Source organism: Sulfolobus sp. A20 (assembly GCF_001719125.1).
Taxonomy (GTDB): Archaea; Thermoproteota; Thermoprotei_A; order Sulfolobales; family Sulfolobaceae; genus Saccharolobus.
The window spans coordinates 1,624,100-1,646,466 of record NZ_CP017006.1 but is presented as its reverse complement, the minus strand read 5'-3'; the positions used below and the strand labels follow the sequence as shown (position 1 = coordinate 1,646,466).

Annotated in this window: 18 protein-coding genes; 17 read left to right on the top strand and 1 reads right to left on the bottom strand. The window is 35.1% G+C overall.

Going from position 1 to position 22,367, the window contains the following annotated elements; genetic code table 11:
* Window positions 1–176 precede the first annotated feature (176 nt).
* The 7 genes from tldD to BFU36_RS08555 all read left to right on the top strand — a co-directional run bounded on the left by tldD (window position 177) and on the right by BFU36_RS08555 (window position 10,106).
* Window positions 177–1,517, top strand: a complete 1,341-nt coding sequence (gene tldD, locus BFU36_RS08585; protein WP_069283463.1) for a zinc metalloprotease TldD — start codon at window positions 177–179, stop codon at window positions 1,515–1,517.
* Window positions 1,510–2,766: a TldD/PmbA family protein gene (locus BFU36_RS08580; protein ID WP_069283461.1), complete on the top strand. Its 1,257-nt coding sequence runs from the start codon at window positions 1,510–1,512 to the stop codon at window positions 2,764–2,766. Before tldD ends, BFU36_RS08580 begins: the two co-directional genes overlap by 8 nt.
* Window positions 2,767–3,076: 310 nt before the next feature.
* Complete coding sequence (locus BFU36_RS08575; RefSeq protein ID WP_069283459.1) at window positions 3,077–5,797, top strand: ABC transporter substrate-binding protein; 2,721 nt, start codon at window positions 3,077–3,079, stop codon at window positions 5,795–5,797.
* 12 nt (window positions 5,798–5,809) lie between these two features.
* Window positions 5,810–6,856, top strand: coding sequence for an ABC transporter permease (locus BFU36_RS08570; RefSeq protein ID WP_069283457.1), 1,047 nt, complete (start codon window positions 5,810–5,812; stop codon window positions 6,854–6,856).
* Window positions 6,856–8,211, top strand: coding sequence for an ABC transporter permease (locus BFU36_RS08565; protein ID WP_069283455.1), 1,356 nt, complete (start codon window positions 6,856–6,858; stop codon window positions 8,209–8,211). The genes BFU36_RS08570 and BFU36_RS08565 overlap by 1 nt, the downstream gene beginning before the upstream one ends.
* Window position 8,212: 1 nt before the next feature.
* Window positions 8,213–9,151: an ABC transporter ATP-binding protein gene (locus tag BFU36_RS08560; protein ID WP_069283453.1), complete on the top strand. Its 939-nt coding sequence runs from the start codon at window positions 8,213–8,215 to the stop codon at window positions 9,149–9,151.
* A complete protein-coding gene (locus BFU36_RS08555) occupies window positions 9,123–10,106 on the top strand; it encodes an ABC transporter ATP-binding protein (RefSeq protein ID WP_069283451.1) in 984 nt (327 codons plus the stop codon). Before BFU36_RS08560 ends, BFU36_RS08555 begins: the two co-directional genes overlap by 29 nt.
* A gap of 4 nt (window positions 10,107–10,110) precedes the next feature.
* On the opposite strand, the gene BFU36_RS08550 is transcribed toward BFU36_RS08555, so the two are convergent.
* A complete protein-coding gene (locus tag BFU36_RS08550) occupies window positions 10,111–10,296 on the bottom strand; it encodes a hypothetical protein (RefSeq protein ID WP_069284681.1) in 186 nt (61 codons plus the stop codon).
* Window positions 10,297–10,521: 225 nt separating this feature from the next.
* Here BFU36_RS08550 and BFU36_RS08545 point away from each other — a divergent pair, with 225 nt between their 5' ends.
* From BFU36_RS08545 to BFU36_RS08500, 10 genes are all read left to right on the top strand, one after another.
* Window positions 10,522–11,868: an MFS transporter gene (locus BFU36_RS08545; protein WP_069283449.1), complete on the top strand. Its 1,347-nt coding sequence runs from the start codon at window positions 10,522–10,524 to the stop codon at window positions 11,866–11,868.
* Window positions 11,869–12,584: 716 nt separating this feature from the next.
* Window positions 12,585–12,845, top strand: a complete 261-nt coding sequence (locus BFU36_RS08540; protein WP_069283446.1) for a hypothetical protein — start codon at window positions 12,585–12,587, stop codon at window positions 12,843–12,845.
* Window positions 12,846–12,877: 32 nt separating this feature from the next.
* On the top strand, window positions 12,878–13,117 hold the full coding sequence (locus tag BFU36_RS08535) for a hypothetical protein (protein ID WP_069283444.1): 240 nt from the start codon (window positions 12,878–12,880) through the stop codon (window positions 13,115–13,117).
* 238 nt (window positions 13,118–13,355) lie between these two features.
* The gene (locus BFU36_RS08530; protein ID WP_069283442.1) at window positions 13,356–14,546 is read left to right on the top strand and encodes a hypothetical protein; all 1,191 of its coding nucleotides are present in this window, start codon (window positions 13,356–13,358) and stop codon (window positions 14,544–14,546) included.
* 49 nt (window positions 14,547–14,595) lie between these two features.
* A complete protein-coding gene (locus tag BFU36_RS08525; RefSeq protein ID WP_069283440.1) occupies window positions 14,596–17,082 on the top strand; it encodes an ABC transporter substrate-binding protein in 2,487 nt (828 codons plus the stop codon).
* 94 nt (window positions 17,083–17,176) lie between these two features.
* A complete protein-coding gene (locus BFU36_RS08520) occupies window positions 17,177–18,160 on the top strand; it encodes an ABC transporter permease (RefSeq protein WP_069283438.1) in 984 nt (327 codons plus the stop codon).
* A 7-nt stretch (window positions 18,161–18,167) separates the two neighbouring features.
* Complete coding sequence (locus BFU36_RS08515; protein ID WP_069283436.1) at window positions 18,168–19,736, top strand: ABC transporter permease; 1,569 nt, start codon at window positions 18,168–18,170, stop codon at window positions 19,734–19,736.
* Entirely contained in the window at window positions 19,733–20,719 is a 987-nt protein-coding gene (locus BFU36_RS08510) for an ABC transporter ATP-binding protein (RefSeq protein WP_069283434.1), read from the top strand. The genes BFU36_RS08515 and BFU36_RS08510 overlap by 4 nt, the downstream gene beginning before the upstream one ends.
* Window positions 20,694–21,665 carry an ABC transporter ATP-binding protein gene (locus BFU36_RS08505; protein ID WP_069283432.1) on the top strand — a complete coding sequence of 324 codons (972 nt, stop codon included), beginning with the start codon at window positions 20,694–20,696 and terminating at the stop codon, window positions 21,663–21,665. The genes BFU36_RS08510 and BFU36_RS08505 overlap by 26 nt, the downstream gene beginning before the upstream one ends.
* The gene (locus tag BFU36_RS08500; protein ID WP_143576825.1) at window positions 21,646–22,347 is read left to right on the top strand and encodes a hypothetical protein; all 702 of its coding nucleotides are present in this window, start codon (window positions 21,646–21,648) and stop codon (window positions 22,345–22,347) included. Before BFU36_RS08505 ends, BFU36_RS08500 begins: the two co-directional genes overlap by 20 nt.
* Window positions 22,348–22,367: the final 20 nt, after the last annotated feature.

Below are 22,367 nucleotides of genomic sequence, written 5' to 3'. Positions count from 1 at the left end.
GGGACACACACGTTTAGCCCCTTTTGGGTCTTCCTCCCCTCAATAACATTCCTTTACCGAAAATAAGAACTTTTACCCCGCCTTAAAAGATGAGGCTTATCGCTCGTTTTGTCATAATAATTTAAGCAACCTTCAAGGGAAGTTTTATTATGTTACAAAGTTAATGTCAGAATGTCATGTATGAAATGTTGAGTAAAGCTGAAAAGTTAGGTGCTTCGTTTGTCGACTTACGTCACTATAAAGTCAACTCTATTTCGATACTGGTTACCGAAAATAGGCAATATATTCCTACTAACGGTATGGATGAAGGTTATTCGTTGAGGGTGATTTATGACGGAAACTTTGGTTATTACAGTTTTGTGATGCCGAGGGGAGATGAAGCTGAAAGGGCTATTAAAAGCGCTTATGGAAACGGAAAGACAAACATAGTTTACTTACCTCCTAAACATGACGAGGTAAATATAAAACAAGAGAAAGTAGTGAACAAGAGTGTAGAGGAGATAGTCAAAGATCTTGAAAAAATTAAGAATGAGCTAATTAAAGATAAAAGGATTAAAAGTATTACGATAAGGTACAGTCAAGATGACGTTTATAAGGAGTATTATAGTACGGAGGATAGGGAAATAACCTTACAATATTCATTAAGTAGCATATCAATTTCAGCAGTGGCTAAGGAAGGAGATATTACAGCATCATCTTATGTATTCAATAGAACTTTTCGTGGATATGCATTGGAGATATTTGATTTAAATGAAATGATCTCAATTCTCAAGAGAAGATTGGAAGGTCAAATTAAAGGTGGTCTCCCGAAGAGCGGAGAATATGATGTTATCTTAGCCCCAGAAGTTGTTGGAGTGTTCACTCACGAAGCCCTAGGTCATCTAGCTGAGGCTGACCTAGCAGTAAATGGCATATTAAATCCCTTAAGGGGTAAGAAAATCGCACCAGATTTCGTCTCTGTAGTAGACTCTCCTTTAGTAAATGGTTATGACAATGCAATAGGGCTAACTCCTTACGATGATGAAGGAGTAGAGGGTAGGGATGTGAAAATTATAGATAAGGGAATAGTTTCAGAGTTCCTCCTAGATAGGTTTTACTCAGCCTACTTTGGAGAGAGACCTACTGGTAATGCAAGAGCAGAGAGCTTCAGAAGCCCAATGATAATAAGGATGAGAAATACTTATATGATGCCAGGGGATTGGAGTTTAGACGAGATGATGAAGAGTATTAAGGACGGTTATTTTTTAGTCTCCACTTTAGGAGGGCAGACCAGCCCAGACGGTACTTTTCAGTTTGGAATTCAAGAGGGATATAAGATAGAAAACGGAGAGATTACCGGGTCTTTAAGAAACGTTGGAATTTCTGGTTATACAATAGAAACTCTGAGTAAAATATCGGCAATATCAAAAGAATTTAATTTCAGCTCAGGCTATTGTGGAAAGCATGGACAAAGTGTTCCAGTAGGTGACGGTGGTCCATATGTTAAAGTCAGAATAAAGGTGGGAGGGATTGCTTGACAAGATATTATCAAAAGCTAAATCCTTAGGCTATTCAGCTGAAATTTTTTATATGAGGAGGGATGAATATTCACTAGAATTAGAGAGACAATCACGTTCGAGAGAGTTAACGGAAGAAGGTTATGGTTTAAGAGTTTTTAAAGATAAGAAAATGGGTTTTGCATATTCTACGGTTTTAAGCGAGTCTCTTTTAGATAGGGCAATCAAATCGTGGAAGGTATCTGAGGCAGATAATTCAAATGAGATCCCTAGAGGGGATAAGGTTAATGTAAAAATACCCTTATATTACGACTTTGATAAAGTTGAGGTTTGTAAAGAATTTATCCAATCGTTTAATGATATGAAGGTGAATTTTGTAAACATAACTTGCGAGTCTTACATTAATGAAGTAGGAATAGTGAATACTGAGGGTTTAGATCAGAGAGAATCGAGATCCGGAATTGTTTTGTCGGTATTTGCTAATTATAAAGATGGTAATGTTGTAACCCCAGAAATTCATGAGGTTAAATCGTCTAGAAGACCTTCCTTTGAAATAGTAGAAGAGATGAAGAGAGATTTGGAATTTAAGGTCAATGTAAGTAAGAAAAGAAGCAAGTTGGAAGATTTGATTAGCAAAAGAGGAGGGAAGTTAAGCGTTGTAATCTTTACTCCCAAAGCCTCTTCTATTCTCATAGGTCCGTTATTGGCTCATGCTGTAAGTCAAGAGAACGCATATAGGGGTAAATCTAGCATTAAAGAAGGTATGGAAATAAATGCTGGGCTCAAGATTATTGACGATCCCACCATACCCAATTCAATCTATAGTAGGTCATTTGATGGTGAAGGATTACAATCTAAGGTTAATGTTATAATAGATAATGAAGTGAAGATGTTTTTAAATAATTGGTATTGGTCTTTAAAGGCTGGTAAAGAACCTACAGCGTCGGCCGCAAGAAGTTATACATCAATTCCCTATATATCACCGACGAACATAAAGATAGAGCATAGGGAGAAGCTGAGCGAGGATGAAGATTACCTTGTGGTGGATGAGATTCAAGGAGTTCACACAAGTAACTTTGATACTGGAGAGTTTAGTGTAGTAACTTCTGTTTCGTGGTTTTCTAAAAGCAATGAAGGCGTTAGAGAGACTACACTCACGGGCAGTTTAGTTAACTTATTAAGAGGTATAATAGCTGAAAGCAATAACGTTAAACAATATCGTAATATAATAACCGGTGATCTGTTAATCAGTGGCTTAAGCGTATCTTAAGAAGTTTGTATTATGAATTATCTTTTTGTATCATTATATATTTTCGTTATTATTAAAAATATCCCGAATATATATTGCTTAAATTTTAGTAGTCGTATTTAGAGCGATTTAAGCCTATACTGTCATTTTTAAAATAAGCGTAGAATATTTAATAATAAGTATTTCGAGTATGGAAAATCTTATCATTACTATATAAGAATTAAAATATGCATGTTATCATTGTACTGATAAAATCGAATAATGAAGCAACTTTTCATCCGGATAAATTTTTATACTTTACTCTCGAGTTTAGTTTTGAGATGAATAAGGGATGAAAGCTGGTAACAAATTTGGGAAAGTATTGTCACTTTTAGTATTATTTGCCATGTTAATTAGCTCCCTATACGTAGTGTCCCAATCTGCCAACTCCTTACCGGCATCCACGTCAATAACAATTATATCATATAATGGTAATGATGCAAATGGAATACTAGCGTTTGAACATGGGCAAATAGGGTTTTATGCTTATTCCGTTCCACCCTCTGAATACACTGCTTTACCACCTGGAGCCAAAGCTTATCTGATGCCAGCAACCTATTATGATGTTCTAGTTAATCCTTTAAATACTAGTTTCGGCTTTAATCCTTTCCAATTTCAAGAAGTAAGATTTGCGCTTAATTTTATCGTGAATAGAACATATTTTGTAGACAACATCTTACACGGTTACGGAATACCGTCAATTACACTATACGCTGGCGAGCAAGATGTTTTACATCTTCAAAATACTCTTGCTAAATATGCGTATATACATTATAACTTTACTTATGCTAATGAGACTATATATAGAGTGTTAACTGCTCATGGAGCACAGTATGTAAATGGAAAATGGTATTATAATGGTAAGCCGATTGTAGTGTATGTTTTTGTCAGAACGGATGCTACAGTAAGGCGTGAGTATGCTGAATATTTCATTACACAATTGGAGAAATTGGGATTTACTGTACAACAAGTACAAGGTAATTTGCAAAAAGAAATTTCATTTGTTTACGGTAGCGATCCAGCAAATACAACTTGGGATATATTAATCGAGGCATGGGGAGGAACTTATGGTTATTATGATGCTGGTTTAGCAGAAGGTTTGTACGGAACTTTAGCTGGTGATGCTCCATTTACATCCTATTATGGATTATCTTTTGGAACATATAATGATTCTAAATATGAGCCTCAATTATTACTTAAAGAAGCTAATGAGATAGACAACTGGTCATTAATTTTGGCTCAAAGTCAGTTTACTAGTGAGCAAGAGTACTATCAGTTAGAAAATGATATAGTAAATGTGGGAATAAATATGTCTGTTAGAATTGGTTTAGGAATAAGTTTAATACCTCAGTATGTTCTACCTACGATTTCAGGTGTTTATCCCAGCTATGCTCAAGGGACTCTACTTAACTTCCAAACTTATCTTGAAATTGCTAATGGAAGCTATCCAAATGTTACCATAGGTGTTAGATATTTGAGCCAAGGCTCAGCCAATCCTGGTGTAGGTTTCACAGATGCTTACACTGATGAGATAGCTAATGGACTATTTGCTCCACAGTATTTATATGTCCCCGGATCTGGCTATCAAATACCTTACATTTATACTTATAAGATAGTGTCCCTAAGCCCCAACTCTTCAGCAGTAAAAGTGCCAACTAATGCACTCTGGTGGAATCCATCAAAGCAAGCAGTAACTTATGTATCACCTAATACTACTGCTCAGATGGCTGTAATATATAATCTCGCTCCACTGTTTAATAATGATAAATGGGCTGATGGACAAAGTATAACTATGGCTGATATAATTTATCAATACATTATTGCATCCGAAATGTCACTAAACAGTAGTAACCCAATTTATGATTCTGAGGCATCTTCTGCCTATGGTCCGGGATTACAAACTATCAAAGGATTTAAAATTATTAATTCAACTGCAATCGAAATATGGGGTAACGATTGGTTCTTCGATCCTAATGTTGCCGCTACTGGTTTATTCTTAGCCTTTAATCCGTTAGGATACGCTGAAGAGCCTTATGCAGGATACTTCCCATGGCAATTATACGTAGGTATGAAAGATGTTGTAGCTGAAGGTAAAGCAGCGTGGTCTGAAGGTGCTGCTCAATCTAAGGGAATAGACTGGCTTAACCTGGTTAGTCCAACTGATGTAGGCTATATAATCTCAGCTTTACAAAATGCTTCAGCAATGACTTATATCCCCCAGAGTTTAATTCAGGTTGAAAAGCTGAGTAATATAACATTAGTAACTCCACAGCAAGCATTAGCTGGTTATCAAGCAGCTATTAGTTTTATGAAAACATATGGTAATGCAATGATCGGAGATGGTCCATTCATTCTTGTAGCTTGGAATCCGAGTGCATCTCCGCCTTACGCTAAACTTGTTAAGAGCCCCTATTTCCACTTAATTCCACCGACACAAGCTTTATCACTTCCGGAAATGTTCTCAGTGTCTCTGAGTGTTCCTCCTACAGTATCACCCGGAGAAACTCTAGTTGGGACTGTGATGGGAACTCCTGCAGGAACCACTACTTCACAGCCCACTCCGAATACTACTGTAGTCCTTGAGCTATTATATCCTAATGGAACTGTAATAAGTTCAACGAGAGAACTTACTAATAGCAGTGGTCAATTTGCATTCACGTTACCGTCAGATATTTTACCAGGATCTTATTTACTTAGTATTTCAGCTTATCAGAATACTTCAATACTCATAAATCCAGTGACATACACAATAGTTGTCACTCCAGCCATTACGACTACTACGACAACAAGTACTACAACTAGCACCTCCACTACTACTACCGTTACTACTACTACTTCCGTAAGCACTGTGACCTCAGTAATTTCCTCAGTTTCTACTGTGACTAGCATTATTAGTAGTGTAATAACTTCTACGATAACGAAAGCCGTATCGAATGTCGGCTATATAGCTGCTATCATAGTTCTAGTAATCATTATCATAGTTCTAGTAGCATTATTACTAAGAAGAAGATAAGAGTGATTGTAAATGGGATTCGGAACATATATAATTAAAAAGGTATTAATTTATTTTTCTGTTTTAATTGCTACTTTAACTATTCTTTATATTTTTACCTTTCCCGTTCTTCAAGAGATAATAGCTAAAAGTATTAATTTTCAAGTAGCCCAATTTGCTCAAACATTATTGAAGAGCTCTCATAACTTAAACTCAACCCAAATTCAACTTGCCGAGGAGAAATATAAGGAGACTTTAATAAATGCGTACGGTTTAAATAAACCTGTAATAGATAAATACTTTATTCAGATGTATAACCTCCTACGTCTTAACTTTGGTACGGCATATTTCATACAAGCTCCATCAGGTTCCAGAGATGTAAGTGCTATTATAGCATATTATTTACCTAACACGATTCTTCTGTTTACCACAGCGACAATAATATTTATTGTGATAGGTACTATAATAGGATTGTTATCCGCTAAGTCGCGGTTCTGGGAAAAAGTGATTGCTATTATAGCTGTAATCCATTCAAGTATTCCAACCTGGTGGCTAGGCTTCGTATTAATAGCTGCTTTAGCATACGCAATAAGGGTATTCCCTCCGGGTGGAATGACATCTGTTCCTCCTCCTAAAGATCCATTTGATTATGGGATAAGCGTATTATATCATATGTCCTTACCTTTAATCACAATATTTATAGTGAATGTAGGTGGATTTGCTTATATTGTTAGAAGCTTAGTGTCATCAATTATGAAGGAAGATTTCATAATTACTGCAAAGGCTAGGGGATTGCCCGACTCTAGAATACTATATAGGCACGTATTAAGAACTGCCTCACCCTCGATAGCTACCCAAGCAATACTTGCATTAGCTGGATCCTTAGGTGGGAGCTTAACTACCGAGGTTGTGTTTGAATGGCCTGGTGTTGGGCTATTAACTTATGTTGCAATAACTTTAAATGACTTGCCCGTAATATTAGGAGTAACATACGTGCTAACAATAGTCCTTTTAATAGGTTTATTTTTAGGCGAATTAGTTTATGGAATATTAGATCCTAGAATTAAGGTTGGTGAATAATGAGTAGAGTGAAAGAATCTAGTCTGTATAAGCAATTTAAGGAATTCATTGGTACAAAAATAGGTTTAGCTGGTTTAATAATATTGTTAGTTTTGCTAGTCTTTACTGGGATAGCATTATCTATTCCAAGTAAAGTTTATTCTTCTTGGAATAATCCAGCAGCATGGAGTGAATATCCTGCTCACGTTCCTCCGTCTTGGATTTCAATTTTTTATCCTAATAAATATTTTACTACACAAAAAATTTCACCAACAAACACAACCTATTTTTCTCCATCTAAAAACATTTATATCAATATCATTACGTTTAGTTTTAATTGGACTAAGACTCTTCCGGCATATAACGTTTATTTTATAGTATCAACTAACACTAGTATTATAGAGGAAGTAATATACTGGACAAAACCGGATGGGAGTACTATTCAACTCACGATTCCTAGTGAGGAGTTTAATATACCTTTCGACCTTACGTCAATCAGAAATACCATTCTAAGTTATATAACATCAATAACCGGAAAAACTCCTAGTATAATTAATAGTACTGTATTATCTTCAGCGTTATTCAATTCACCAAAATCTAATTTAACTGTAACAGAAGATGGAAAATATCTAGTTAAGGTAGAAATCATATCTTCCCGTCCCATGAACCAAACTAAAGCTGAGATATTATTGCTGGGCAACTCATATGGATTAATGGGTACTGATTACTTCGGAAGGCCACTAGACTTAGGTATACTTTTAGGACTTCCTAATGCGTTGGAAATAGGTGCATTAACTTCTTTGGTTTCCGTCCTTGTAGGAATATTTGTAGGAGGTATTTCGGGTTATTTAGGTGGGAATAAGGACTCTGTAATTCAGTGGTTTACACTAGTATTCTTAGCATTACCGGCTTTACCATTTTTAGTGGCTGTATCATTCGTAACTGAGCCAAATCTCGTTTTAGAGGCATTATTAATAGCTTTCTTATCATGGCCATTCTATGCAATAATAGCTAGGTCAATGGCTCTATCTATAAAGTCTAATAGTTATGTCGAGGCTGATAGGTTATTAGGTGTTCCCTCATATAGAGTTTTTCTTCTTCACTTTATGCCTAGACTTATTCCCGTAACTATTGCATACATGGCTCTAGGTGTTCCAGCTGGAATATTATTAGCCCAAACGTTAGCCTTTTTAGGTATCGCTCCTGCAAATATTGTAACTTGGGGTGGAATTTTGGATGCAGCTGAAACTTATCAAGCCCAAGTTAACGGTTGGTGGTGGTGGGTAGTGTTTCCGGGAGCTATGATAGTAATTGTTGCAATACCCTTTGTTCTAATTGGTTTTGCAATTGAGAGGGTAGCATTAGGGGAGAGGTAAAATGCTATTAGAAGTAAAAAATTTGAAAGTTTATTTTTACACTAAGAGAGGAGTCGTTAAAGCCGTGGATGATGTTAGCTTAAACTTGGAAGAAGGGGAGATAATAGGGTTAGCTGGAGAAAGCGGATCTGGGAAAAGTACAATAGGGTATGCCATTATGAGATTAGTTCCCTTTCCAGGAAAGGTTGAGGGAGGTAAGATACTTTTCAAAGGAAATGATATTTTGGTGTTAGATGAAAGTGATTTCAGAAGAAATTATAGATGGAAGAGGATAGCAATGGTTTTTCAAGGTTCTATGTCTGGTTTCACGCCAGTCTTTAAGATTAAGGATCAAATAATTGAGATTCTGAAAATCCACGATTGGGAGGGAGATTACGATGAGAGGGTTAAAGAACTTTTTAAAATGGTTAGTATGGACCCTGCTTTAGCTGACAAATATCCCCATGAACTATCAGGGGGGCAAAAACAAAGAGCGTTCATAGCTATGGCTTTAGCTCTGAATCCACAAGTTTTAATTGCAGATGAACCTACTACGGCATTAGACGTTGTTGTTCAAGCACAAATAATTAATCTGCTTAAAAAGCTTAGAAAAGAGCTTAATCTATCAATCATATTTATAACTCACGATTTGGCACTATTATCAGAACTTGCGGATAGAATATATGTTCTATATGCCGGAAAGGTGATGGAAAACGGTAAGTCCGAGATAATATTTAAGAAACCTAGGCATCCATATACACAATTATTAATAGAGTCTATTGCGACCTTAGATAAAAACGTAATAAAAGGAATCCCTGGTTTTATGCCGGATTTATCCAATCCTCCCAAGGGATGTAAGTTTAATACTAGATGCCCTTTCGCTAAAGATATATGTTTTAAAGAGGAACCTAAATTTAGACTATTTTCGGAAGGTGACGAGGTTGCTTGCTGGCTCTACTGATGATTATATAATTAAAATAAAAGATTTGAAGGTATACTTTACTAAGAGGAAGTCCTTATTTGGAGGAAGTAAATTAGTAACGAAGGCATTGGATGGGATAACGCTAAATATAAAGAGAGCAGAGATTATTGGAATAGTAGGGGAAAGTGGATCGGGTAAGACAACATTAGGAAGAGTTACGCTAGGTCTTCAAAAACCAACTAAAGGAGAGGTTTATATCAAGACAAAGAACGGTAAGGAGATCAATGTATCAAAGACTAGGTTAAAGGAATTAGGTAAACATGCTCAAATGATTTACCAAGATCCATATTCTTCAATAGATCCCATTATGAAAGTTTATGATGTACTATCATTACCACTAAAGTATAGAAAAGAGAAGGAGATCGAGAGTAAAATAACTGATGCAATGAATTTAGTAGGACTTCCCTTACAACTTCTGGAAAATAGAGTATATCAGCTTTCTGGAGGTCAGAGGCAAAGACTAAGTATAGCTAGAGCCGTAGTTGTTAACCCAGATTACATAGTGGCTGACGAACCTACTACGATGTTAGACGCTTCATTAAAAGGAGAGATATTGAAGATTATAAAGGATGCGAGAGAGAAAAAGGGGATAACTTTCATGCTTATAACTCATGAATTACCTATAGCTAAAATAATATCAGATAGGATAACTGTGTTATACTTAGGCAAAATAGTTGAAATAGGGAGGGCTAATGATGTAATAGAAAAGCCTTTACATCCTTATACCCAAGGTTTAATTGATGTTTATCCTAAGATAGATCCATCTCAAAAAGATAAACTAAAAGAGATTAAGATAAAGCCAGATATTATAAGGCCAGATAAAGGGTGTGTATTTCATCCAAGGTGTCCTTTTGCTTTAGAAAAATGTAGGGAGCAGGAGCCAAGCTTAAAAGAAGTAGAACAAGGGCATTATGTTGCTTGTTGGTTGTATTAATTCTTTACTTTGAGAATCTGTCTCCTAAAAATTCTATTAAACCTCTTATTCCTACTAAAGCACCAGCAACTGCTAAGATCATTGATAACATTAATATACTTAAACTTTGAAACATATAGCCGACATAATCTATTGCTATAGCAGAAGAAAGCATGAGCAAACCAATGATCACTTTAAATATTGACCTCATTAGATTATGATTTGTAAATAACATTATTAAATTTTCCTTTTTCAAGATGTGTCTAACATTGGTTAGTGTAATTTTGAGTTGCCGTTTCTAGCGGATAAGGATTATGGTAAGATCACATGGATATGTGTTTCTCGATTTAGAGTTTTTCTCTAAAACACGTTTCAATATAAAAAACGCTAATAAATATATGAAAGGCTTATATATCACAAAGGTAAATAAGCATACATGTCGATTGCGGGTAGATTAGAAAGACTGCCTTGGACCTCATTTCACACGAAGTTGTTAGCACTACTCAGTATAGGCGAGTTTTTTGAATTATATGATCTTTTCGTAGGAGGTTTTGTAAATCAACCTATAGCCTCTTTCTACAAAGTGGCTTCGGCAGAGGCTATATATTACAACGTTGCAATATTCTTTTTAGGAGCTTTTGTTGGCTGCGTTATTTTCACCTATATTGGGGATGCTTTAGGTAGAAGAACAGCATTGATATTAAATATGATAATTGCTGGAATAGGTCTTCTATTAGTTCCTTTCTCACCTAACATTTACGTTCTAGGTCTCTTAAGATTCATAATAGGTTTGGGAGTAGGGCCAGAGGCGTTGATAGTTTTAGATGTGATGATTACTGAGTTCTTTCCCTCCGCATTTAGAGGAAAAGCGTTAGCCATAGGCTATACCGCATCATGGACTGCTCCAATAGTAGTTGCGGCATTAGCTTACCTTCTGATACCCCACAAATATGCCTTATTAGGTTGGCAATGGCTATATATCATAGGAGGATTAGGTATATTAACGATAATTCCATTCAGGTTCTTAATACCAGAGTCACCTAGATGGTTAGAGAACAAGGGCAGAATAGATGAGGCTGATAAAATAGTTAGAAGAATAGAAGAGGTAGCTATAAGGGAAAAGGGTAACTTAGGTGAGCCAGTTCAAGTTCAAGTTATTACTTCGCAAAAGGTAAAGATCTCAGAATTGTTCTCGCCACTTTATAGGAAAAGGACAACAATGCTTTGGATCTTTGAGTTCTTACAGGCTGGGGTCTATTACGGCTTTGCGTCTTTAGCCCCTTCAGTATTATACGCAAAAGGATTCACTCTGGTTCACACCTTACAATACTCTATGTTAATTTATACGTCATACTTTCTCAGTTCTTTAGCTTCGATATTTATAATTGACAGCACTAAGTTTGATAGAAAATGGCAGGTAAGCATAGTGATGCTATTAATGGGAATAACTGGTCTAGCTTTCGGTTTTTCCATAACACCTGTGGAGGTTATAATTACTGGTTTCATATTTGGTTTTCTCTCGAACATCTTCTCTAACGCATTTCATCAATACGGTGCAGAGCTGTATCCAACTAGGGTAAGAGCCTTCGCTGATGGCGTACAATATTCTTTAAGCAGACTTGGAAATTACATATGGTTAACTATACTTCCCATAGTTCTATTTTCTAAAGGTCCTATTGCAATGTACACGATAGTTTTTATAATGTCAATAGTGGTTATGATAGACGTAGCTATCTTAGGACCTAAGGCATCTAAGATCGAGTTAGAGGAGTTATCTAAATGATTAAGATTTTTTATTTAGATAATATGAAGGAATATATGTTAGTTATGCGGAACATTAATGAAGTATACAGAATTAGTCTAAATACTAAATTTTTAATAATTCAGTTATTAAGATAGGCGCATACATTGGGTCTCTAAAGAATTAAAAAATCTCTATAAACTCTAGTTTTTGATATATACTAAGGGGTTTGGGTTTCATCAGATCTCATATATATCAACCCTTGGGCTTCACGGGAGTCAAGCGAAATTTTCGCCTTCACCCTCCTCTGTCCCATTAGCGGGATAACCCCAACCCACAGTGGGGATCCCGCACATCTCAAGTTGTCTTACCTCCCTTTCGGGATATATGCCCACATCTGGGGGTAAGACCTTTTTCATCCAGTGCCATGTAAGATATCAATTATAAACTTAATTTTCTCACTGAAAATGCTTACCACGGCATTGTCAAACTATGAATCGTGGAAGGATTACTATATTTTTCGCAAATACTGAAGAGTGTGGATATGATGAAATCATGAAGCTATAAATTCTGGTTATGGTCCCGTTTAAAATGTATATGGTGTGTACCCTTTATTGCGATCCCACTCTTATTATTAACTCCCATTTTCATGAAATAAAAGAGAACTTAAAATTCTTTCCCGCCCTAAAGAATGAAAGGTTTCCTCATGTCATAAAGAGCCAAAATCCTTTTATATAAAATATGCAAATTTTCTCCTCATGTTAAGTTCATTAAATGATATAACGAATAGTAAACTACTTTTATACTTGTGTAAAAATGGTAAAGCTTTACTGATTGTGGTTGATAATGAGCGAAATGGAGTTTTTGAGGGTAAGCTAATAGATGATAAAACGGTAATACTAAAGGAGAGAGGGGGTGATGAAGAATATATCTTGAATGTAAATGATATGTTGAAAGTTAATGATTACATTTATATACGTAATTTTGATAGTAATTTATTATTAGATGACATAAGTTAGATTTTATATTCCCTATTTTCATTAATTTTTGTATGGGATTAGCATTATCTGATATTAAAGATCTCATAGAGACGCCACAAAAATTTGGCTTTAAGATTGAAAGGAAGAAAAGAAAGCCAAGAGATTTAGTTGATAAGGTAAAGGAAAACGGTATAAGGATAGATAACCTTTGGATAGAGTGTGATAGGGAAAATGGAGAATGCGTTGTGGTTGATGATTCGAATAAATTATTTATTATTAACTTTAATAATAAAATTATTATAATGTTTTAGGACTGAAGTAAAGATACATATTTTAATTTTTCTGATATCTACTCTTATACAAATAATAATGACTTCTTTAATTTTATTTTTATATAAATTCCCTAATCAATTTTCTTTATATACACTATATTATTACCATCTAATGATAATACGTTTATTGCCTAACCATTTTTACTGAGGAAGGCATAAATGCATAAGTTTCCCCTTTTGATAAAATTTATAAACGGTTTATAAGTAGTAATTAAGTATGGATATAAAATATGTTTTAGTGATCTTGATTATAGTACTTTTTGTAGTAAATATAGCATTTATATTTTATTTAAATTCAGAAGTAACTACTTTACAATCCGCCTATAATACATTATATATGGATTATGGAAGTCTTAGTAATCTATATAATAACCTTAAATCTAATTATTCTACACTTTACTCCTATTACACTTCTATTGTAAGTGATTATAACTCTCTAGCATCTAAGTATACTACATTGTATATAGACTACACTAATTTATCCGCAAAATACGCTACACTTTCATCAGAATATAATAATCTTTCTCAGGCTTACTCCAATCTATCTAATAATTACATTACACTCTCCGGTGTAGCTGACGCTCTCTCCGTATTTAACTATTTATCTCAAATTAATACTCAATCAATCGAAAATATGATGATTGGCCCCTATCCAGTGTTCTATCAAATTACTTCTCCTCCTGGTAACGCAACATTTTATCTAACCCCATCTAACGCATCAACTGTAATAGGAGAGCTAGGTGCTTCAATATCAGCCTTCTTCGACTATATCTCAGTAAGGGAATTTGATAGGGCGGTAATAATATTTCCATTCGGCAATTATACATTAGGAGAGGGATTAATAGCTTTTCAGGACACTCTAGCTAATGGTAGTATTATTAATACTTATGCTATAGTAACAGTAACATTAAGACATATTAACTCAACTAATTGGCAGATAGTTTACTTTAAGGTTGATAACGCTATCTCACAATATCAGTATAGGATGATAGAAACTGCTTTAACAGTTGTTCAAGATATGGAGACCAAAAACTTAGGACAGCTACAGTCGATATTAATAGGACCTTATCCAACTTACGTTTATATAGCATCTCCCCCATACATGGGTAATTATACTCCATCTACCGTCGTATTAAGTAATTTTATCGATACGATTTTGCCAAAAGAGATAAAGTCCCTTTCATTTGAACCCTATTATTTCAGCATTTCGTATACCTCTAATGAGCAAGGTACAGTTAGCGTTTATGGAGAGTTAAATATTATTCTATATAATGGTTCAACGTACACGGAATATACTAATTTACAGTTTAATGAAGTATTATTACCTCAAGGAGTTTTCCAAGTGACGGGAGTTAATATAATCAATGACTTGACTTTTAATCAGATTATAACTATTTTACCAAGATAAAGCTTAAAGATGGGAAAATATTTTTTAACCCTTAATCTAATTCGTTTATATGCAAAAGGGTATAATTTTAACTGCTTTGTTAATGTTTTTTATGCTAGGATTATCATCAGTAATAGTAAGCAGCGGATATGCAGTGATAAGCAATTTTAATGTACCAGTTCTTCCTGCCGCAGAATATAGAAACTTAACTCCTTATGTTGCAGTATTAAATGAGGTATGGGACTACACTTCGAACACTGCACTTTATGAAGCACTAGTAGCTGGTCAAGTTCAAATGGCTGGTATTGTTCATGAGAGTCAAATACTTCAAGCCGAACATGATCCTAACTTATATCTATATGATCAACCAGTCTACGGTTTTGGTCCAATAATTCAGTTCAACTTCAATAGATACCCTATGAACAACACTTATTTTAGATGGGCTATTTTTAGCTTAGTTAACTACCAGTTAGTGCAACAGCAGGTTTTCGATAATGGGCTATTAGGCACAGCCATGCCTTGGTATGTTGATCCTTCACTATATGCTTACTTCTTCAATCCTAACGCAACCATATTCTATCAGACTCATGAGAGTTTTAATTTAACTAGGGCTAGAATTTATCTACAAGATGCTGGTTTAGTTTATAGTTCTTCCTTAGGAACGTGGACTTATCCGAATGGAACACCAGTAACTATAACTTGGATAATACCAGCAAACTCTCCACCTGCACTTAAATTAGCAGAAATAGTCACGCAAGCTGCAAAAGAGATTGGATTAAATATACAATACCAAGTTGTTCCTTTCACGCCTACTTTGATACAAGATTTATTAACGGAAAATTATGATCTCATAACGTTTGGTTGGAGTGTAAACGCTATAGCCCCTGATTGGTTATATTTCATTGATGGTCCATTAGCTCCAAGTACTAGTGATGATGCTTTCGTTAACGCCACTATTAATCAGCTTTTAACTCAAGCTTATGTTTTATCATCAAATCTTAACCAAAGTGAATATTATACTAAACAAGCTGTTTATTACTTACAAGCTGCGGTACCCGAGATAGTAGCAGGTTGGGCTAACGATGTTATTGGAGCTTATTTACCAGGCTATGCCAATTATGTTCCTACGGTAGGTGGAGGAATTTCATTAATAGATGTTCATGTATCTAACTCAACTCATGGTAAGTTTAACTGGGGATTAGCTCCAGAGAGTGCTGCTCCAACTACATATGACGTTTATACCGCAGAGACGGTGTGTGAGTTTGACGGATTAGGAGAAGTTTATGATACACCATTAACAAGCCCTCCATTTAATGCTTTACAACTATTGCCATGGATTGTTTCAAACTGGACTGTCATTAGCCACTTAAACGAAACAATTCCGGGTACTAATATAAAAATAGTTAATGGTCAAGAAATTATACTGAACTTAGTTCACAATGATACTTTCCAGAATGGATTTCCATTAAATGCTTTAGCCATAAACTTTACTATGTGGTATTTCGATATGGGTGGATATGCTTCTAATCCATTCAATCCGTCACAAGATACAGTATATATAGGTACATATTATGGAAAGCCAGTTATACTTAACTATACAGCTGAGGCAATGTTCCCATCATTTGAGTGGTTTGGTACTCTGCCAAATCTAGTTTATTCCTATGTTCCCTCAAATAATCCTTATACAATATACATATACTTTAATGATAGTAGTTATTGGAATATTTACAGCCTATCTGGAATATATATAGTTCCTCCCTCGATATTCGAAAATATACCTCCACAGTACTTGGGAGCTGACGTATATTCCGTTTCAACCAACGGTCAAGTTATAGGATCTGGTCCTTACTACTTATATGCTTGGAACAAGAGTGTGGGCTCTACCTTTATAAGAAACGACGGTTATTTCAAGCTAGATCCATTAGCTAATTTCATCGCTAATATAACTTATGGGAGTACATCAACGTATACTTTCACGTTTAATATAACTCAAGTATATGCTGCCCCAGCGTATATAAACGGTAAACCTACAGTAAGTCTACCTTTAGTTCCAATAACAAACGCTACAGGTAATGCTTGGATATGGATATATGGTAGTACAACTCCAATGATGAGTGTTCCAATAACTCATGTTATGGGTAACGAATATGAGGTATCAATACCCGTTAATCAATTAAAACCTGGTTTTACTTATGTGTTGTTTGTTAACGCTACTTATACGGAACCTTTAGTACTCAACATGAGTGCTAACAGTATTGGATCTGGAGTTAGGATTGTGGATGTTCCTCATGTTTACTATGCATATTACACATTTAACATACTATCTCCAGTAACTCCAGTGACTACTACGACTACAACTACTACGACTACAACTACTACGACTACAACGACTGTGGTGTCAACTATTTCTCCAGTAGCGAGCTACACTCCACCATCTCCACCGGCAGTTAGCACGGTAGTCATAACCACCTCCACTGCAGTGTATGGATCACTTGGAGTTGGGATAGTTGTAGTTATAATAGCACTAATAGTAGCCTTAGTGTTTAGAAGAAAATAATTTAAAAAATAACCTTTTTTTTACATACAATTTTTAATCTACTCCAATCACGATAGGAAAAAAATTTTTAACTGTGGCGTTCTGTAATAAACATATGGGATTTGGGACCTATGCTGTGAGGAGAGCTGTGGATAGACTATTATTACTTATCGCCTTAGTAATTTTAAACTGGTTTCTATTAGAGGGTCTTCCTGAGGCGTTAGGGATAGATCCAGCCCTATGGTTTTTACCCATAGGTCAAATAGGTAGATCTTCACAGTTTCAACATAGCCTATTAGTTGCTCTAACAAATCTTTATGGATTTAACAAACCGATTTACGTTCAATTTGCACATTACTTTTATCTTCTTTTTACCCTAAAGTTTTACGACTTCCAACATCATGAGTATGTTGTTGGTGAAATTATGAGAGCTTTACCCTACACTATAGTTCTTACTGTACCTCCTTTAATATTTCAAACCATATTGGCTATTCTTTTAGGTTCATATGCAGCTATAAAGAGAAATAAATTGGTTGATCACATAATTTCCAATTATTTAGTACTTCAATATAATATTCCAGGGTTTTTCATCTTGGTAATACTTTGGGTATTATTAGCAATTTATGTCAAAGTAATACCTATATCTGATGTGTCCGTAATAAACTGGTCTAGTCCAATAACTATCTTAAAAGCATACTGGTTACCGTGGGTAGTTATTACCTTTATATTTGGCTTCCCTGTTAGGGGTATTCTTATGAGGAACACAATGATAGACGTACTTGATTCTGATTTCGTTAAGTATGCCAGATTAGTAGGTTATAAGGAAAAGATTGTTAGAGGGATAGCACGTAGAAATTCTCTTATACCAGTTATTACCAGAACTGCAATCGATGTTGCATTTATATTATCCGGAATATTCTTCGTAGAATACATTTTTGGTATACCAGGTATGGGATATCTCTTAACTTATGCTGCATTGGAACTTAACTTACCTTTACTTGAGGGATCTTTCTTCATATTAACAGCCTACGCTTTAGCTATCCTTTACGTTAACGATTTAATATATCCCCTTGTAGATCCTAGAATAAAGTTGAGGTGAGTTTAACTTGAATCCAATATTTAGATCAAAGTACTTCATAATATCATTAGCTTTTTTAGTCATACTTGTTGGTCCTATTGTAATAGGCTACTTCACAATACCAAAAGCTAATCCTTACACACCAGCAGGTCAAGAAGCCGCTGCTCCTTATGCAGTACCAAGCTGGGCTAATGCATTTTATGGCAATTTACCACCTGATATTATGGTACCCTCTAGCTATTCACTAATAGCAGCCAAGAGTCCTTCAGTAATCACTTATTGGAATCTCCGTAATATGTCTATAAACGGGGATCAAGTAGAAGTCTTATGGGTTAGTAATTTTGGTCCTACGGGTGAATCCTTTGAAAAGACAATGTCTACCTTTGGTAATACCGGGAATGGTAGCATAGAAGTAATAATTAAAGGTGATAATCCAGTTAATATTACACTATATCATACTTTTTATTACAATTATCTATTGCCCTCCAGTTTAGACTCTTTTTTAATGCAGGCTAGTATTTACTATGAATCTTCTGGGTCACAATTCTTGTTTAATGGATATATTGTTAATTCTAAGAATGAAACCTATTGGATGTTAACTTCTGGGAATTACATAATACCGACTTTAGCTACTGTAGAGAAATATATTTCCCCTAAGACATGGATATATGTTTTAGCAACATCTGGTGATGCCTCACTAACTCCTTGGTATTATACTGCTAATCTTCCCCCTTCTGAACAAGCTTTCGCCAATTCTATATTCTTACATTCAGTTTTTAACCTTACTGGGACTTATACTGTGCAATACCAAATATCTTATATCCCATCAGGTAAGAATTCCAGTATAATCATATATCTTTCAGATCTATTATTCAAGTTCCTAGGTAGTAGGTATGGGTTATTGGGCACGGATGATAATGGAGCTAGCGTTTTTGCGGAATATGTGCAAGGAGGTGCATTTGATCTAATTTTAGCTTTAATAGTAGGTGCTGTGATAGTTGGGGTTGGAGCCATAACTGGACTTTTAGCTGGTTATTATAGCGGAAAGACTGACCAAGTTTTGATTTCCATTTCCGATTTTATCCTACTTTTACCTGGCTTAGCGTTACTAATAGTTTTAATAACTATATTTCAACAGATATTTATTTCAAGTTCCAAAGTACTACTAATTGCAGCAGTTTTAGTTCTTTTGTCATGGCCTCCTACTGCTAGAATAATCAGAGGACAAACGTTAAGTATTAGGAATATGGGTTTCGTAGAGGCGGCTAAAGTATTAGGAATGTCTAACTTTCAGATACTGAGAAAGCATGTTGTAAGACATGTAATACCCATCATTATAGCTCAGCTCATATTTGATATACCTGCGGTTATAGGTATAGAAAGTGGGCTTGATTTCTTAGGGATAGGTATAATAACTTTCCCTACATGGGGAAACATGTTAGGTTTTTCAGCTCATGCAGCTACCTCAGCACCTTATTTTGCTTGGTGGTGGATTTTACCACCTGGTATTGCATTGTTCCTTTTGGGGATTTCATTGTATTATATCGGAGAAGCTATAACGAGATTTTATGGTTTGACAAGTGGTGAAAGTCGTTGACATTACAAGTAAATGATTTAGAAGTTAAATACTATTTAGATGATAATACGTACGTTAGAGCTGTTAGCGGAGTATCCTTTAGCCTAGAAAAGGGAGAAGCATTAGGCATAATAGGTGAAACCGGTTCTGGAAAGACTACTATAGCATCTGCCATAATGAGGGTTTTACCAGAAAACGCTGAAGTTAGAGGATCTGTCCTGCTTGACGGTAAAGATATTCTTAGTATGGACAAAGAGGAATTTAGAAGGAGTATTAGGTGGAAGAGAATATCTATAATACCTCAATACTCTATGAATTCTTTTAATCCTATAAAAAGGGTGGGGGATCAATTAGTCCAAATAATCCTTGAACATACTGAAATGGATGTACATCAAGCTTTCGAGAAGGTAATGAAGCTATTTGAGCAAGTTGGTCTTCCTCCAGAGACTTTTAGAAAATACCCTGATGAACTTTCTGGAGGACAGAGGCAGAGAGCAGTTATAGTTTCAGCTCTTCTATTAAATCCTGAAGTTGTGATTGCAGATGAACCTACTACTGCCTTAGACGTTATTAACCAAGCTAGAGTTATTAGCTTAATAAGGAGAGAGATTCTAAATTCATCAAGAAGTTTGATTTACATAACTCATGATATAGCCTTAGTAGCCAATTTATCTACTAAGGTGGCTACGCTTTACGCGGGAAAAATTATGGAATTAGGTGATGTTAGGAAAATATTTAAGGAACCTTTACATCCCTATACAATAGGTCTATTATCATCAGTACCTGATATAAGGTACGGTAGAGTTAGGAAGCTTAATTACATACCGGGCGATCCACCAGATTTAACAAAGGAAATTAAGGGATGTCCTTTTGCGCCTAGGTGTAAAATGGCTGAGAGCATATGTTTTACGAAGGAACCAGAATTACGATTAGTAGATGGAAGACTTGTTTCGTGTCATCTAGTAGGTGAGAGGAAGGATGTCGGAACCACTAATAAGAGTTAATAATTTATATGTCAAGTACCCATTTGCAAGAGTTGGACTATTTAAGAGACTCTATGTTAATGCAGTAAATGGAGTGAATGTTGAAGTTGGTAAGGGAGAAATATTAGGAATAATTGGTGAGAGTGGTTCCGGCAAAACAACATTAGGGAAAGCTATTCTAAAATTAATAAACATTCATACCGGCTCTATTTACTGGGAAAACGTAGAAGTGTCAAAAATAAATGATAAGCAATTAAGACCTTTAAGAAGATATTATCAAATGATACAACAAGATCCATATGGTTCATTAGATCCTAGGTACACAATTTATGAAATTTTGGCAGAAGGAATTAGGCTTCATGGGTTAGCTAGTAATAAAGAAGAAGAAAAAGAGATGATTTATGAAATGCTAAAAACTGTTAAACTATCTCCTCCAGAGGCCTTCATAAACAAGAGACCATTTGAACTTTCTGGAGGACAGAGACAGAGAGTAGTGGTTGCAAGAGCTTTATTGCTAAGGCCTAAATTTATAGTAGCTGACGAACCTGTATCGATGTTAGATGCTTCCACGAGAGGACAGATACTTGAGTTTATACTTCAAGAGAAGGAAAGGAATGGCACAGCATTCCTCTTTATAACTCATGACATATCTATTGCTAGCTATGTTTCCGATAGAATAGGTGTTATGTATTTGGGAAAGATAGTAGAAATAGGATTAACAGATAGAGTGATCAATAAACCTCTGCATCCGTATACTCAGGCTTTAATGCAAGCAGTTCCCATACCAGATCCAGATGTAGGAATAAAAGAACCTAATATTAAGGGGGAGATACCTAGTCCTATTGATCTCCCAAAAGGTTGTGTATTCTATAATAGATGTCCTTTTGCCATGCCAGTATGTAAGGATAAGGAACCTGAGTTTAAAGAAGTAGAAGGTGGGCATAAGGTTGCATGTCACTTATACTAGTATTCTATTATTATTTTTGTTATTTATGACTATAGCTTTTCATGGATCACAATTAGTAGGGTATAAGGGTATTTTTTCTGGTCTGGACGTGTCTTTAAGTATTAATTTGAATTATGTTAAAATCTCACAGAACGAATATAACGTTACAGTATATGAGGTAGGAAAGGGGTATAATAGTTCTTTAGGTATAAGTGAAACCGTGAAAGGCTCTTATTATTACTTAATAGACCTCAATAATGATACGCTAAGTATAAAGTATTATTCATATAATTACTCTAACGTATTTGTACTGTATCCTTTCTATATGCCTTACAATTTCAATAAAAATTCTTCAGTCTATGTCGTTATCGACGTAATGAATCTAAGCGATAATAAGGTAACGTTTCAAGTGATGAGTTACGGAAATATTACAATTAACAATGGTATTATATCATTAAGGTTTTCAGATCTTAATCTAACCTCCATTCCTGTATATTATGAATCTCAATATATAATATATAAAAATGGATTTATTAATTATATTCAATCAAATTATTCTAACAGTGGAGAAGTATTTTTAGAAACTACTTTAACTATATCTCCTCCTAACACATACTCAAATACCTCATTGTTTATCCTTATACCTATTTTAGTAATAGTAGTAATAATATTTTTCTTGTATACTAGGAAGAAAAGACATTAACCTAGCGTATATCTATAAAT

Coding starts and splice junctions, on each gene's coding strand:
- BFU36_RS08520 (WP_069283438.1), top strand. CDS start 17,177: ATGGGATTTGGGACCTATGCTGTGAGGAGAGCTGTGGATAGACTATTA.
- BFU36_RS08530 (WP_069283442.1), top strand. CDS start 13,356: ATGGATATAAAATATGTTTTAGTGATCTTGATTATAGTACTTTTTGTA.
- BFU36_RS08565 (WP_069283455.1), top strand. CDS start 6,856: ATGAGTAGAGTGAAAGAATCTAGTCTGTATAAGCAATTTAAGGAATTC.
- BFU36_RS08560 (WP_069283453.1), top strand. CDS start 8,213: ATGCTATTAGAAGTAAAAAATTTGAAAGTTTATTTTTACACTAAGAGA.
- BFU36_RS08525 (WP_069283440.1), top strand. CDS start 14,596: ATGCAAAAGGGTATAATTTTAACTGCTTTGTTAATGTTTTTTATGCTA.
- BFU36_RS08505 (WP_069283432.1), top strand. CDS start 20,694: ATGTCGGAACCACTAATAAGAGTTAATAATTTATATGTCAAGTACCCA.
- BFU36_RS08550 (WP_069284681.1), bottom strand. CDS start 10,296: ATGAGGTCAATATTTAAAGTGATCATTGGTTTGCTCATGCTTTCTTCT.
- tldD (WP_069283463.1), top strand. CDS start 177: ATGTATGAAATGTTGAGTAAAGCTGAAAAGTTAGGTGCTTCGTTTGTC.
- BFU36_RS08570 (WP_069283457.1), top strand. CDS start 5,810: ATGGGATTCGGAACATATATAATTAAAAAGGTATTAATTTATTTTTCT.
- BFU36_RS08575 (WP_069283459.1), top strand. CDS start 3,077: ATGAAAGCTGGTAACAAATTTGGGAAAGTATTGTCACTTTTAGTATTA.
- BFU36_RS08535 (WP_069283444.1), top strand. CDS start 12,878: ATGGGATTAGCATTATCTGATATTAAAGATCTCATAGAGACGCCACAA.
- BFU36_RS08540 (WP_069283446.1), top strand. CDS start 12,585: ATGTTAAGTTCATTAAATGATATAACGAATAGTAAACTACTTTTATAC.
- BFU36_RS08545 (WP_069283449.1), top strand. CDS start 10,522: ATGTCGATTGCGGGTAGATTAGAAAGACTGCCTTGGACCTCATTTCAC.